At 43.9% G+C, this 13,205-nt stretch carries 16 protein-coding genes; 11 read left to right on the plus strand and 5 right to left on the minus strand.

Translation table 11 applies throughout. From position 1 onward, the window contains the following. Positions 1-28: 28 nt before the first annotated feature. Positions 29-613, plus strand: a complete 585-nt coding sequence (locus tag M1D65_RS04545) for a nitroreductase family protein (protein WP_342412014.1) — start codon at positions 29-31, stop codon at positions 611-613. A 38-nt stretch (positions 614-651) separates the two neighbouring features. Here M1D65_RS04545 and M1D65_RS04550 read toward each other — a convergent pair whose 3' ends face one another. The 3 genes from M1D65_RS04550 to M1D65_RS04560 form a co-directional block, all read right to left on the minus strand. Continuing rightward, entirely contained in the window at positions 652-843 is a 192-nt protein-coding gene (locus M1D65_RS04550; protein WP_003233561.1) for a YfhD family protein, read from the minus strand. A gap of 66 nt (positions 844-909) precedes the next feature. Next, positions 910-1,020 (minus strand): YfhE family protein, encoded by a 111-nt coding sequence (locus M1D65_RS04555; RefSeq protein WP_003223230.1) that lies wholly within the window; start codon positions 1,018-1,020, stop codon positions 910-912. A gap of 54 nt (positions 1,021-1,074) precedes the next feature. Beyond that, positions 1,075-1,986, minus strand: coding sequence for a TIGR01777 family oxidoreductase (locus M1D65_RS04560; RefSeq protein WP_456270797.1), 912 nt, complete (start codon positions 1,984-1,986; stop codon positions 1,075-1,077). Positions 1,987-2,074: 88 nt separating this feature from the next. Here M1D65_RS04560 and recX point away from each other — a divergent pair, with 88 nt between their 5' ends. The 3 genes from recX to M1D65_RS04575 all read left to right on the plus strand — a co-directional run bounded on the left by recX (position 2,075) and on the right by M1D65_RS04575 (position 4,521). Then, positions 2,075-2,869, plus strand: coding sequence for a recombination regulator RecX (gene recX, locus M1D65_RS04565; RefSeq protein ID WP_308154101.1), 795 nt, complete (start codon positions 2,075-2,077; stop codon positions 2,867-2,869). Position 2,870: 1 nt separating this feature from the next. Then, a complete protein-coding gene (locus tag M1D65_RS04570) occupies positions 2,871-3,185 on the plus strand; it encodes a YfhH family protein (protein WP_003244592.1) in 315 nt (104 codons plus the stop codon). 142 nt (positions 3,186-3,327) lie between these two features. Further along, the gene (locus M1D65_RS04575; RefSeq protein ID WP_080474520.1) at positions 3,328-4,521 is read left to right on the plus strand and encodes an MFS transporter; all 1,194 of its coding nucleotides are present in this window, start codon (positions 3,328-3,330) and stop codon (positions 4,519-4,521) included. A 31-nt stretch (positions 4,522-4,552) separates the two neighbouring features. Here M1D65_RS04575 and M1D65_RS04580 read toward each other — a convergent pair whose 3' ends face one another. Next, entirely contained in the window at positions 4,553-4,705 is a 153-nt protein-coding gene (locus M1D65_RS04580) for a small, acid-soluble spore protein K (protein ID WP_003223241.1), read from the minus strand. A gap of 124 nt (positions 4,706-4,829) precedes the next feature. Here M1D65_RS04580 and M1D65_RS04585 point away from each other — a divergent pair, with 124 nt between their 5' ends. The 6 genes from M1D65_RS04585 to M1D65_RS04610 all read left to right on the plus strand — a co-directional run bounded on the left by M1D65_RS04585 (position 4,830) and on the right by M1D65_RS04610 (position 10,903). After that, the gene (locus M1D65_RS04585; RefSeq protein WP_003243789.1) at positions 4,830-5,099 is read left to right on the plus strand and encodes a YfhJ family protein; all 270 of its coding nucleotides are present in this window, start codon (positions 4,830-4,832) and stop codon (positions 5,097-5,099) included. Positions 5,100-5,243: 144 nt separating this feature from the next. Beyond that, complete coding sequence (locus M1D65_RS04590) at positions 5,244-5,762, plus strand: SH3 domain-containing protein (protein WP_064671931.1); 519 nt, start codon at positions 5,244-5,246, stop codon at positions 5,760-5,762. Between the two features lie 84 nt (positions 5,763-5,846). Next, positions 5,847-6,164 carry an SdpC immunity protein SpdL gene (gene spdL, locus M1D65_RS04595; RefSeq protein WP_021481164.1) on the plus strand — a complete coding sequence of 106 codons (318 nt, stop codon included), beginning with the start codon at positions 5,847-5,849 and terminating at the stop codon, positions 6,162-6,164. A gap of 1 nt (position 6,165) precedes the next feature. Beyond that, the gene (ephM, locus tag M1D65_RS04600) at positions 6,166-7,026 is read left to right on the plus strand and encodes an epoxide hydrolase EphM (protein WP_014479220.1); all 861 of its coding nucleotides are present in this window, start codon (positions 6,166-6,168) and stop codon (positions 7,024-7,026) included. Between the two features lie 230 nt (positions 7,027-7,256). Then, positions 7,257-8,246: a glycosyltransferase family 2 protein gene (locus M1D65_RS04605; protein WP_003244113.1), complete on the plus strand. Its 990-nt coding sequence runs from the start codon at positions 7,257-7,259 to the stop codon at positions 8,244-8,246. A gap of 71 nt (positions 8,247-8,317) precedes the next feature. Continuing rightward, on the plus strand, positions 8,318-10,903 hold the full coding sequence (locus M1D65_RS04610; protein ID WP_064671932.1) for a YfhO family protein: 2,586 nt from the start codon (positions 8,318-8,320) through the stop codon (positions 10,901-10,903). On the opposite strand, the gene M1D65_RS04615 is transcribed toward M1D65_RS04610, so the two are convergent. Then, positions 10,896-11,879 (minus strand): metal-dependent hydrolase, encoded by a 984-nt coding sequence (locus M1D65_RS04615; RefSeq protein WP_014476212.1) that lies wholly within the window; start codon positions 11,877-11,879, stop codon positions 10,896-10,898. The genes M1D65_RS04610 and M1D65_RS04615 overlap by 8 nt on opposite strands. 215 nt (positions 11,880-12,094) lie before the next feature. Between M1D65_RS04615 and mutY the strand changes: the two genes are divergently transcribed. Beyond that, on the plus strand, positions 12,095-13,204 hold the full coding sequence (gene mutY / locus M1D65_RS04620; RefSeq protein WP_456270798.1) for an A/G-specific adenine glycosylase: 1,110 nt from the start codon (positions 12,095-12,097) through the stop codon (positions 13,202-13,204). Position 13,205 lies beyond the last annotated feature (1 nt).

Genomic DNA, 13,205 nt, shown 5'->3' on the forward strand with positions numbered 1-13,205 from the left:
TTTCAATTGCATAGGAAGGTGAGACGGTATGCCTCAAACCGAACAAATACATCAGCATTCAGTACTGCGGGACATCATACGCAGCAGAAGATCAATTCGAAAGTTTAAACAAGAGCCAGTACCTTCAGCAGTCATTCTTGACATGCTTGAAACGGCAAAATATGCGCCAAATCACAGAGTGACAGAGCCATGGAGATTTATTTACGTTTCCAGTGAGACAGGTAAAGCGAACCTCATCAATACATTTGCAGCGTTCTCTATGAAATCCAAGCCGGATATGACAGAGGAAAAGCTTCAAAATTTCAAAAACACACTTGGGCGCGTTCCGGGATTTCTCCTCGTCGTGTTTCAGGAAGATGAAAACGAAAGAGCGCGGGACGACGATTTTGCGGCAACAAGCTCGTTGATTCAAAATCTTCAGCTTCTTGCTTGGGAAAAAGGAATCGGCATGGTTTGGAAAAGCGGAAAAATCCTTTATGACAAAGAAGTCCATCAGGCCTTTGGTTTGCATGATAATGAGCGTTTCGCCGCCATCATACAAACAGGTTATCCTGACGAGGCGCCGGAAGTGAAAAAACGCACACCGATCCGCGACCGGTTCACTGAAATGTAAAAAACCCCTTGTCTCAAACGGAGACAAGGGGTTTTTCATTAACGAGATTTCTTTTTCGCTCTGTTGTCGGCTGCTTTCGCACGCTCTTGCGCTTCGCGGTCATCTGCATCAGCAAGCTCGGTTGAATATTCTTCGTAAACGCCGTCAGTTTCCCTTTTTAATGCATCGGGAACTTGTGGAAGCTTTTGTTTGTTTTTATCACGGTTTTTGTGGATATGATTTCTGCCCATATCAAATTCCCCCTAAAAAGTGATATCAAACAAAGATAGTATTTGGTTTTAAGGGGCTATGTATTCCTACTTCCGCTTAGCAGCTTTTTCCGCTTTTTTAAATTCGCCTGAATAAAGAACTTCCTGCATTTTTTTCAGGTTGGCGCCTTGCTGGTGCTTCTCCCTCTTTTTTTCCATAAAAAGGACCTCCTTCAACCATGTTATTCTTAAGGTTGACGCTTCCTGCTGTTTTTATACAGTCTTTCGGTCCGCTATCAGCTGTGAGAGTGCAAATTCAAGATCCGAATATGTAAAACGAAATCCAGAGGTTATCGCTTTTTTAGGAAGAGCGCGCTGTCCTTTCACAATCAAAAGACTCATTTCACCCAATGCTTTTGATAAAAAGAATTCCGGGACGGGGAGCCAGTGCGGGCGGTGCTTCACCCGTGCAATCGCTTTTCCGAATTGCTTCATGTCCACAGGATTGGGCGCGGTGACATTCATTGGGCCTGAGATGCCGGCGTTTTCCACCGCATATCGGATCAACTGGGCCGCATCCTCGACATGAATCCATGACAGCCACTGCCTTCCCGTTCCAATCGTTCCGCCGGCCAGAAACTTATAGGGGAGAACCATAAGCGGTAAAGCGCCTTTTTCTCCAAGCATCACGCCAAATCTCGCATAAACTGTCCGGATACCCATCGCTTCAATATGCTGTCCTTCCTTTTCCCACAGGTGTGCAGTATGGCTGAGAAAATCCTCATCTGACGTTGCAGAATCCTCTGTGAAAGTTTTCTCAAGGCTTGTGCCGTAAATGCCCACGGCACTGGCTTGGATCAATGTCTTCGGCTTCTCCTTCTGTTTCTGAATAAGCCGCTGCACTTCACGCGTCGCATTGATACGGCTGGAGAGAATGTGCTGCTTCGTTTTTTCTGTCCAGCGGCCAAAAATCGATTTTCCCGCAAGGTTTATCCAGACATCAATATGAGTAAGTTCCTGCTCCGGGGCGGCTCCTTCCGTCAGCCATTGGACATATGTCATATTTTTTTGTTCAGTTTCCCTTGCGTTTCTTGATAAAATATAAACATGGTGTCCCTGGCGGGTAAGAACGCCTGTCAGATGCTGGCCGAGAAAACCGGTTCCGCCCGTCATTGCGATATTCATGAACATCTCTCCTCATCGTTCTAATAAATATACTTTACCTCATTGTAATAAAAGAAAACGCGTTTCAGGCCTGAGAAGGGAGATTAAGATGCCGTTTATTACAAAAATATCAACGCAAAAAAAGAATACGGAACGCTTCAATATTTTTCTGGATGATAAATACGCCTTCAGTGTGGACGCGGATGTGCTCGTGAAATTTGAGCTCAAGAAGGGAAAAGAACTCGATGATCTTGACATCATTGAGATTCAATACGGCGATGAAGTGAAGAAAGGCTTCAACCGTGCGCTTGACTTTTTATCCTATCGAATGCGGTCGACGAAAGAGGTCGAGGACCACTTAAAGAAAAAAGAAACCTCGCCCCCCGTCATTGCGGAAGTCATCCATAGGCTTAACGATTACAAGTACTTAAACGACCAGGAATTTGCCGCAGCCTATGTCAGCACTCACAAAAAAACAAACGGAAAAGGCCCTGATGTTTTGTTCAGAGAGCTAAGAGCGAAGGGAATTGATGACGATACAATTAAGGAGGCGCTAAGTTCCTTTTCCTTTGAAGATCAGATAAGAGAAGCGGTCAAGCATGTTGAAAAGCTTCTCAAAAAAGATAAAAAGCTTTCGACGAAAGAACTCAAACAGCGCGCCCAGCTGCAGCTTCAGCGCAAGGGCTTCTCATTTGATGTTATCAGCGCGGCGATGGATCAGATTGAATATGAAAATGATGAAGACACAGAGAAAGAAGCGCTGCGCCTTCACGCGGAAAAAGCGTTTAGAAAATACCGCTATGACGGCTCATATGAAAGCGCCATGAAGGTCAGACAATTTTTATTCCGCAAAGGATTCTCACTCGATTTAATCGAGCAATTACTGCAGGAAGAGGAGTACTGAAATGGAGAAACGATACAGTCAAATGACACCGCACGAACTCAATACCGAAATCGCATTACTTTCTGAAAAAGCAAGAAAAGCCGAACAGCATGGAATCATAAACGAACTGGCAGTGCTCGAACGGAAAATTACGATGGCAAAAGCATATTTGCTGAACCCGGAAGATTACTCACCGGGAGAAACATATCGTGTGGAAAACACTGAGGACGAGTTTACCATCAGTTATTTAAATGGCGTTTTCGCATGGGGATACAGAACCTCTTCCCCTCAGCAAGAAGAAGCGCTGCCAATCTCAGTATTGCAAGAAAAAGAATAAAGCGTAACAGGAGGCTGATGATCAGCCTCTTTTTGTTTGCAGCACATTCACACGAATTCTTAAAGAAAAAATCATTGAATTCACTTGAAAAATCTTTTAAGATGAAACTCGTTGTTTTTTAAAATCAAAGGAGGCGATGACGTTGAGTATCAAAAACCCATCTGTAAAATTTATTATATTTGTTCTTATGATTTGTACATTTTCAATCGGCTATACAGAATACGCGGTGATGGGTATTTTGACGTCGATTGCCAATGACTTTCATATACAGGTTTCATCCGCAGGGCTTCTTGTCACGGCTTATGCGGCAAGCGTTTGTTTGACAGGGCCGCTCGTCACCATCATTTCCGTCAAGCTTCCGAGAAAGCCTGTGCTTCTTGGGCTTATGGCGATATTTATCCTTTCAAACCTGATGAGCGCACTGGCGCCGAATTTTGCGGTATTGGCCATTTCAAGAATTTTATCTGCGTCCATTCACGGCGCTTTCTTCGCGATTGCCATGGTATTCGCAAGTGAAATGGTTCCGCCGGAAAAGCGTGCTGCAGCTGCTGCTTCAATGAACGGCGGACTGACAGTGGCTCTAATGGTTGGTGTTCCATTCGGCTCTTATCTCGGAGATGTCCTGAATTGGAGAGCGGTGTTTTCCATCATTACGGCTCTTGGTGTCATCGGATTTTTAGGCCTTATGGCTGCCGTGCCGAACAGAAAACCAAAAGTGATCCCAATGCTTATGAATGAGTGGGGGGTTTTTAAACACAAACAAGTGCTGTTTTCCTTCGCGATTACCATTTTAGGCTATTCCGGTGTCTTTATCGCCTACACCTTTATCGAACCCATTTTAAGGCATTCAGCCGGATTCAGCACGGTTGGCATTACAGGTGCTCTCTTTGCGTATGGATTGGGAGGCGTTGCCGGGAATTTCTTTGCTGGAAAAGTACCGCTGCCTTTGCTGACTCGGACGATGATCGGCGTAATGATCGGTTTAATCGGTGTTCTGGCTGTATTTCCTTACATCGCCATTTACCCGGCTGCAGCCATTGTGGCAACGTTCCTATTCGGGGCATGCGCATTCGGCACGCCGCCTCTTCTGCAAACAAAGGTCATTTCCTCATCTGAGGGCGGCACAACCATTGCCGCAGCTGTCAGCGTATCAGCATTTAACCTTGCCAATGCCCTTGGTGCATGGATCGGCGGAATGATTTTAAACGGAACAGGCTCTTATTCCTGGCTGTTTGCAGGAGGTGCGCTTATGACTGCATGCGGACTTGTGCTTTCTACCTTCGCACACTTATCAGAAAAGAAGAGCGTCTACGAATATCAAGTCAATAAAGGGTAAAAACAGCTGCAGTGTATGCAGCTGTTCTTCTTTACCGTTTGCCTGAGGCTCTCATTCTTTCTTGAGGATGCTGATTGATAGATCCGTCAGCACGCTTTGAAGCATAGTCGTCCTTTGCTCTCGGTTCACCCTGAAATTTGTTTTCGTTTTCGTAAGGAAATCCTTTTTCTTTATTTCGGACCATGTCATATCCCCCTAGGTTCGAGATCAAAAAGTTGCGTCTTTCCAGATGAAGACGTAAGGTTAGTATATGGAGAACACCACGTAATAAAGCGTTATTTTTTTCCTGAAGAAAGGAGACTGCACACATGAATATGTACATTGAGAAACTGACTAATCTGCTTCTGGAAAAGAACGAGATGATCAGCTATATACAGGCAAAAACGTGGGTGGAATTGTTATGGAGCGATTTCGAAGCAACCTATGCAAAAGCCGGACACGCCTATCAAGGTGAAAAAATGACTGAAAAAATCGTCACACAATGGATTGAAAACTATGGCGGCCAGCTCCACCTTTTTCAAAGCTCCCGTAACGACGTGAATGATTACTTAAATCAAAGCAGAGGCCTTTTGCACTAAAAACCTGCCGTTAACGACCGGCAGGTTTTTTCATTTTCTTAAAATTACCTTAAAAGGAAGAAATCATAAACAAAACATGTTTCACCAGCCTGTCAATCAGGGAATACCACTAATATCTTGTCAAAATGCGAGGAGGAGCTTTATATGAAAAAGAAACAAGTAATGCTCGCTTTAACAGCTGCCGCAGGACTGGGTTTGACAGCACTTCATTCCGCTCCCGCAGCAAAAGCTGCGCCCCTTCACGACATATCTGTCAGCATGCCATCATCCGATTCTTACATCATAAAAACAGGAAAGCTGAATGTCCGGACTGAGCCAAATCATAAAGGTGACATTCTCGGCACTGTATCATCAGAACAAGAAGTAAAAGTCTATGGATTTGTAAATGCCGATTGGGCTCAAATTCATTTCAAAGGAAAAAAAGCGTATATTTCAACCCACTTTTTAATGAAAACCGCAAGCCAAGCGAAAACAATGAAACAGACAGCCTTCTATGCACCGACGCCCGAAAATGGAAAAGCTAAACAGCTCCCATCTGGAACAGAGGTGACAATACTTGGGTGGGGATTCAGTGAAAACGGCGGATTTGACTTCACTTGGGCGTTCGTGGATTATGGCGGAGTTAAAGGCTATATTCACACAAAGGATTTACAAATGCGATAAAAAGGCAGGCCGAGGCTTGTCTTTTTGCCTATGCATGAAACATTTCTTCTTTCTGCACGTAACAATGAGAAAGGAGATGATGATATGACGGGTTTAGTCGGCGGAGGGCTTATGATCATTGCGGGCATACTGATCAAACTGTTTCCTCCCAAATCGATCAACAGTGTGTATGGATACAGAACGAGACGCTCAATGTCAGATCAAAGATTATGGAATGAAGCGAACCGTTACAGTGCATCATTAATGATCCTGTCAGGCTTGGTGATTGCGGGAATGGGTTTGCTGCTGGGATCAAACTTGATTATTCTTCAGCTTATCCTGCTGATTGCCGCCTGTGTCATAACATTTATGCTAACGGAGAAAAGGCTGAAAATCATGACGCACAGTCAAGGAGGAGATTGAAGTGGACGGAGTTAAATGCCAGTTTGTCAATACGAACGGAATCACGCTCCACGTTGCAGCCGCAGGACCGGAAGACGGCCCGTTAATTGTCCTGCTCCATGGATTTCCTGAGTTTTGGTACGGCTGGAAAAATCAAATCAAACCGCTTGTTGATGCGGGTTACCGGGTCATTGCTCCTGATCAGCGGGGCTACAATCTCAGTGACAAACCGGAAGGAATTGATTCGTATCGGATTGATACATTAAGAGATGATATCATCGGGCTTATTACGCAATTCACTGATGAAAAAGCAATTGTCATCGGGCATGACTGGGGAGGGGCTGTTGCATGGCATTTGGCCTCCACACGCCCGGAATATCTTGAAAAACTGATCGCGATCAATATCCCGCACCCGCACGTCATGAAAACCGTAACGCCGCTTTATCCGCCGCAATGGCTGAAAAGCTCGTATATCGCATACTTCCAGCTCCCCGATATACCGGAGGCATCACTAAGGGAAAATGATTATGAAACATTAGACAAAGCGATTGGATTATCCGACCGTCCTGCGCTTTTTACATCCGAGGATGTCAGCAGGTACAAAGAAGCGTGGAAACAGCCGGGCGCGCTGACAGCTATGCTGAACTGGTACAGAGCCCTCAGAAAAGGAAGCTTGGCAGAGAAACCCTCTTACGAAACAGTACCTTACCGAATGATCTGGGGAATGGAAGACCGCTTTTTGAGCAGAAAGCTTGCGAAAGAGACGGAAAGGCATTGCCCGAATGGACATCTCATCTTTGTTGATGAAGCTTCCCATTGGATTAACCACGAAAAGCCAGCCATCGTCAATCAGCTGATTTTGGAATATCTTAAGAACCAATAAGCCAAAATTTCTCTCCATCCGTCTGTCATAATGGCAGACTTTTTCTGTGCGTTTTTTTCATAGTCTGTTTTAAACATGACAAAATAACATTAAAAATCATGAATGTCACCATAAAATTGTAACAAAAAACAGGTTTAAACGACTTTAAAAAAAGGAATAGCCTTACTGAAGATTTGTGTAAAACTCCCCTAAGGCAATACTTAAAAAGAATAAAAAAAGAAGGTGCCTTAATGAAGCAAGGATTAATCTCGATTATTATCCCGTCTTACAATGAAGGGTATAATGTCAAACTCATTCATGAATCTTTAAAAAAGGAATTTAAAAACATTCATTATGACTATGAAATATTCTTCATAAACGACGGAAGTGTTGATGACACGCTTCAGCAGATCAAAGACTTGGCAGCGACGTGCAGCCGGGTAAAATATATATCTTTTTCTCGAAACTTTGGAAAAGAAGCCGCAATTTTGGCGGGCTTTGAGCATGTTCAGGGCGAGGCGGTTATTGTAATGGATGCCGATCTGCAGCATCCGACATATTTGCTGAAGGAATTTATCAAAGGCTACGAAGAAGGGTATGATCAAGTCATTGCCCAAAGGAACAGAAAAGGGGACAGCTTTGTCCGCTCACTCTTATCATCTATGTATTACAAGTTCATTAATAAAGCGGTGGAAGTCGATTTGCGTGACGGTGTGGGTGACTTCAGATTGTTAAGCCGCCAAGCTGTGAATGCACTTTTGAAGCTGAGCGAAGGAAATCGCTTCTCAAAAGGTCTTTTTTGCTGGATTGGCTTTGATCAGAAAATTGTATTTTATGAAAATGTCGAACGAAAAAACGGCACCTCCAAATGGTCGTTCAGCAGTCTGTTTAATTACGGCATGGACGGCGTCGTTTCATTTAATCATAAGCCGCTGAGATTATGTTTTTATACAGGCATTTTCATCCTGCTGCTTTCCATCATTTATATCATTGCCACATTCGTTAAAATTCTGACTAACGGTATTTCTGTGCCTGGGTATTTCACCATTATCTCAGCAGTGTTATTTCTCGGCGGAGTACAGCTGTTAAGCCTTGGAATTATAGGTGAATATATCGGCCGAATCTATTATGAAACAAAAAAACGCCCGCATTATTTGATCAAAGAAGCGAATATCCCGAACAAAGACCTGCCTGAAACGAACGAATTAAAAAGCATGCGGCGTCTGACAAAAATGCACTGAAAATACCAAGCGCCATTGGCAGTGCTTTTTTTGCGTGTCTATTATCTTAAAAGCAAGACTGGAGAATTCATATGAAAAGAAAACATATCATGATCTATGCGGCCAGTTTGCTGGTGTCCGTTCTGGCACACGCTTTTTTTGTGAAAGAATGGGCGGAAGGCAGGTATATGACAGGTCCGGGTGACGGGCTTGCGCAAATGATCGTATTTAAAAAATTATTATTTGACCAATATACACACGGGAATTTTTTCTACAATTATTCATTCGGACTTGGCGGCGGCACATTCAGTCAGCTCGGCTATTATTTTTCTGCGTCTTTTCTTTTTCTTGCTGTGTCCGCCGCTGTTTGGATGCTTCAAGCCGTCCAGCTGATCGGAGAAGCGGATACGCTTTTTTGGGCTGAGTCAGCTGTTTTTATCAGTATTTTCAAATTGAGCTTGATCATCTTCACGTCCGCTTCTGTTTTTCATTATCTTCTCAAGCACAGGGCGGCATCGTTCACGGGAGCTGTGTTATACGGCGTCTCAATTATTTATTTCCGTCACGAAGCGTATTGGGAATTTTTCACCGATACAATGGTTTGGCTTCCGCTGCTTGTGCTTGGCGCAGAAAAAATTATTAGAGAGCGGCGTCCGGCGTGGTTTATCGTTGCGTGTTCGCTGACGTTAATCAATAACTTTTACTTTGCATACATAAACCTTATATTCATCGGAATCTATGTGCTGTTCAGATGGCTGATCCGTTTGGAACCACATGAAGAGAAAAGATGGATTCAAATCAGATTATTTCTCGTTTCAGGCTTCATTTCTTTTGGCATCAGTGCGGCGGCGTTTGTGCCGGTAGTATACGGTTTTTTAAACAACCTGCGCCCTCCATACAGCCAGAAAATAGAGTGGCTCAATTTCGATGATAATATCTTATTTTCGAGCCGGATCATCATTGTGCCGGCCGCTTTTCTGCTGTTTTTGTTTATGATTTCTTTTTACAAAAACCGTGTGTTTCGTCTCTTTGCCGGGTTGAGCCTGCTGTTTATTCTGTTTCATTTCAGTCCGTATGCGGCAAGCGTCTTTAACGGTTTTTCCGCCCCGCAAAACCGGTTTGAATATGTTCTGGCCTTTACCATTGCGGGAGCAGCTGCGGCTGGTTTGTCACAGCTGTCTGAATTGAAACGGAAAGAACTGCTCCCGGCCGCAGCTGTCGTCCTGCTTCTTTACTTGTATCATATTCAAAGGTATAAGCTCGATATATGGAAGCCTGCGAATGAAAGTATTCTATTGCTCTTACTCATGACAATCGCAGCCTTGTTTGCTGCAGCTTTTGCGAAAAAACGGGCAAAAATGGCTGTGTACGGTATAATCATTCTTTCTTCGCTGTTTGTCGCCAACTCCTATCAAAAATACGCGCTCTCAGAAGGCGGCGATTTGGATAGTGTGACAAAAGAATATCTTACAAGTGAGGAATACAGAGGGCGGGAATCATCTGAGCTCATCAGACGTTTACAGAAGGAAAACGATGATCCGCTCATGAGAATCGACTGGATGAACGGGGTCCGCAATAATACGCCAATCATTTACGGGTTTAATGGCTTCAGCGCCTATTCCAGCATTTTAAACAAAGATCTGCTGGCCTTCTATTGGAATGATTTAAGCATCGATATGGGCAGGGAAAGCGTCAGCCGTTACGCGTCATTGGGAGACAGGGCGAATTTATACAGCCTGCTTTACGGCAAATATTATATGACCGAAAAAACGAACGAAGCCAGCGTTCCGTACGGCTTCAAAAAGCATTTAGAAACAGAGCATTATGCAGTTTATGAGAATCAGTACATGCTTCCATTCGTCAAAACAGCGGATGCCATATACAGCGAAAGTGAGCTGGACCGATTGCCCGCTCTTGCGAAAGAACAGGCGATGCTGAAAGGAATCATATTAAAAGATCCATCAGGAAAAACGGAGCAGACACCAAAACCGTCCAATTTGATCACCAAGTCGGACATCACCGCAAAACAAGCCCAGTATCAAAAGGGGCTGCTAACCGTAACTGGAGAAAACGGAGGAGAACTGATCATCACCCCGAAACAGCCATCATCTGCTCCGGGAGACTACTATGTCAGCTTTTATTTGAAAAGCAAAGCAAAAGACAAAGGATTTACGTTAAAGGTAAATGATTATGTCACAACAAGGAAATCGAACAAATCGATATATAAAACCGGAGTAAATAATATAACGGTAAGAGTGCCTAAATCACGCCATATCTCAATCAATCTTCCGAAAGGAACCTATGAGCTGAGAAACATAGCGCTCTATGAAGAAAATTACCAAACGCTGAAAAACGTTGTAATGCAAAATAAAACAGAGAAAGCAGACAAACTGAATTGGAACAAAAATCGACTGACCTTTGCCTATCATCTGTCAAAAGACCAGTACATCATGCTTCCGATCCCATATGAAAAAGGCTGGGAGCTGAAGATCAATGGAAAAACACAGAAGATCGAAAAAGCTGATTATGCTTTTATAGGCTTCAAGGCGCAAAAGGGAGACAATCACATTGAGCTGACTTACTATCCGCCATACTTCAAAATATCGGCGATCATATCTCTCGTCAGTCTGCTGCTTGCTGTTTTCTATATAAGACGTAAAAAGCCCGGCTCTATATAGAGCCGAGCTTTAATTTTTTCTGAAGTTTTTCTTCGCTGAATATCCATCCCGTATAAGACGAACGAATCGTGAGATCATGGCCGATATGAACAATTGCGACAAACGGATAATGGCCTTTGCTCCGATAACGCAGGTCGATAAATCTCACCTCATAATGATCTTTAAACGTATCCACTTCCCACCGGTAAACCGGAGAAAAGGACAGAAACGCCGCGATGTTATCATCCTGCTTTGCCGCATGCATTACATCGGTTTCAGGAACAGGCACCCGATTAAATGTATCCAGAATCACGACATGTCCTTCCATGCTTCTTCCTACATAGAAAGCATGTGCTGTCGTCACTGCGATTCGCCATTGCCTGAATTTCATCGTTGGAGAAATAATAATGCTTTCGATCTCATCATGAATCATCTCATGAAGCTTCCGTTTAATTCTCAGCTGCATGATCAGGCGCACCAAGTAATAGCCTGCCAATATGATATATAAGCTGAGAAACGTGATGCCGGGACTCCCGCCTGCATACCAAATCGCGATAGCTGCTAGATGGCTGATAAAAATAAACGGATCAAACGTATTAATCAGCCCGAGCGCAACCCATTTTTTCGAAAACGGACGAATGGCTTGTGTTCCATAGGCGTTGAATATATCAACAAAGACATGCAGAACGACTGCCAGCAGTGTCCACAGCCACAGGTGCAGAAAATCGGCCTGAGGATAAAATAAATACAGAATCGCCGGGATGATGACAGACCAAAACAAAACGGCGGGAATTGAATGGGTAAATCCTCTGTGATTCCTTATATAAACAGCATTGTTTTTAAGCTTTAACACAGTATCAATATCCGGAGCCTGAGAGCCCGCAAGCGTTGCGATCATAACAGCGTGAGCCATTGCCGGATCTGATCCGACAACAGGATCAAGCGTCGCAATACCGCCCAGTGCGATGCCCATAACGACATGTGTGCCCGTATCCATAGGTGACCTCCTTGCAGGATGATCCTGCACATTCACTTTGTAAGAAATTCCCCATTTTCATATACCCAATTTTTAAACTGATTCAATCGTTCTCATATGTTTCCGCTTTTTCTTTATTACTATTTAATGTAACATATTATCGTACTGTGCCCTTAGTGTACAACAAAAAACAGTCTAAAGAAAAGCGGGGCGCGAAAGACTGGGGAGAAACACATATGAACGTACTTGAAGACAAATTAAAACAAAAAGACATACAGCAATTTCGCGATGATTTAATCTCATGGTTTGAACGAGAGCAGCGCGTTCTGCCGTGGAGAGAGGACCAAGATCCTTATAAGGTATGGGTATCTGAAGTGATGCTGCAGCAAACGAGAGTAGAGACAGTGATTCCTTACTTTCTGCGGTTTGTGGAACAATTCCCGACAGTGGAAGCGCTCGCTGATGCTGATGAAGAAAAGGTGCTGAAAGCATGGGAAGGGCTCGGCTATTATTCGCGAGTCAGAAACCTGCAAAGCGCGGTAAAAGAAGTGAAACAGGAATACGGCGGCATTGTCCCTCCAGACGAGAAAGATTTTGGCGGGTTAAAAGGCGTCGGCCCTTATACAAAGGGAGCGGTGCTCAGCATTGCCTACAATAAACCCATTCCCGCGGTTGACGGAAATGTGATGCGTGTCATGTCCAGAATTCTTTCTATTTGGGATGATATTGCCAAACCAAAAACAAGAACGATCTTTGAAGACGCCATACGAGCTTTTATTTCCAAAGAAAAACCATCTGAATTTAATCAGGGCTTGATGGAGCTTGGAGCCTTGATTTGCACGCCAAAATCACCCTCATGCCTACTATGCCCGGTTCAGCAGCATTGCTCAGCATTTGAAGAAGGCACTGAACGGGAGCTTCCGGTAAAAAGCAAAAAGAAAAAGCCCGGGATCAAAACCATGGCCGCGATCGTACTGACTGATGAAGACGGACAAGTGTATATCCACAAACGGCCGTCTAAAGGTTTGCTCGCCAACCTGTGGGAATTCCCTAATCTTGAAACACAAAAAGGGATCAAAACTGAGCGTGAACAGCTCATTGCTTTCTTAGAAAACGAATATGGCATACAAGCTGATATCAGTGATCTGCAAGGTGTAGTCGAGCATGTTTTCACCCACCTGGTATGGAATATTTCAGTGTTTTTCGGTAAAGTAAAACAAGTGTCGGATACCAGCGAGCTGAAAAAAGTAACGAAAGAAGAGCTCGAACAATTTGCGTTCCCGGTGTCACATCAAAAAATCTGGAAGATGGCAGTAGAAGCAGCCGCCATCTCGGTTGCTCCGTAAA

The organism is Bacillus sp. JZ39, from assembly GCF_053903145.1.

Bases quoted from the DNA above. Each gene is read 5' to 3' on its own strand.
- M1D65_RS04610 (WP_064671932.1), top strand. From the start codon at position 8,318: ATGAAAAGAAAACATATCATGATCTATGCGGCCAGTTTGCTGGTGTCC.
- spdL (WP_021481164.1), top strand. From the start codon at position 5,847: ATGACGGGTTTAGTCGGCGGAGGGCTTATGATCATTGCGGGCATACTG.
- M1D65_RS04570 (WP_003244592.1), top strand. From the start codon at position 2,871: ATGGAGAAACGATACAGTCAAATGACACCGCACGAACTCAATACCGAA.
- M1D65_RS04560 (WP_456270797.1), bottom strand. From the start codon at position 1,986: ATGAATATCGCAATGACGGGCGGAACCGGTTTTCTCGGCCAGCATCTG.
- M1D65_RS04585 (WP_003243789.1), top strand. From the start codon at position 4,830: ATGAATATGTACATTGAGAAACTGACTAATCTGCTTCTGGAAAAGAAC.
- M1D65_RS04605 (WP_003244113.1), top strand. From the start codon at position 7,257: ATGAAGCAAGGATTAATCTCGATTATTATCCCGTCTTACAATGAAGGG.
- M1D65_RS04615 (WP_014476212.1), bottom strand. From the start codon at position 11,879: ATGGATACGGGCACACATGTCGTTATGGGCATCGCACTGGGCGGTATT.
- mutY (WP_456270798.1), top strand. From the start codon at position 12,095: ATGAACGTACTTGAAGACAAATTAAAACAAAAAGACATACAGCAATTT.
- M1D65_RS04580 (WP_003223241.1), bottom strand. From the start codon at position 4,705: ATGGTCCGAAATAAAGAAAAAGGATTTCCTTACGAAAACGAAAACAAA.
- M1D65_RS04550 (WP_003233561.1), bottom strand. From the start codon at position 843: ATGGGCAGAAATCATATCCACAAAAACCGTGATAAAAACAAACAAAAG.
- M1D65_RS04555 (WP_003223230.1), bottom strand. From the start codon at position 1,020: ATGGAAAAAAAGAGGGAGAAGCACCAGCAAGGCGCCAACCTGAAAAAA.
- recX (WP_308154101.1), top strand. From the start codon at position 2,075: ATGCCGTTTATTACAAAAATATCAACGCAAAAAAAGAATACGGAACGC.
- M1D65_RS04590 (WP_064671931.1), top strand. From the start codon at position 5,244: ATGAAAAAGAAACAAGTAATGCTCGCTTTAACAGCTGCCGCAGGACTG.
- M1D65_RS04545 (WP_342412014.1), top strand. From the start codon at position 29: ATGCCTCAAACCGAACAAATACATCAGCATTCAGTACTGCGGGACATC.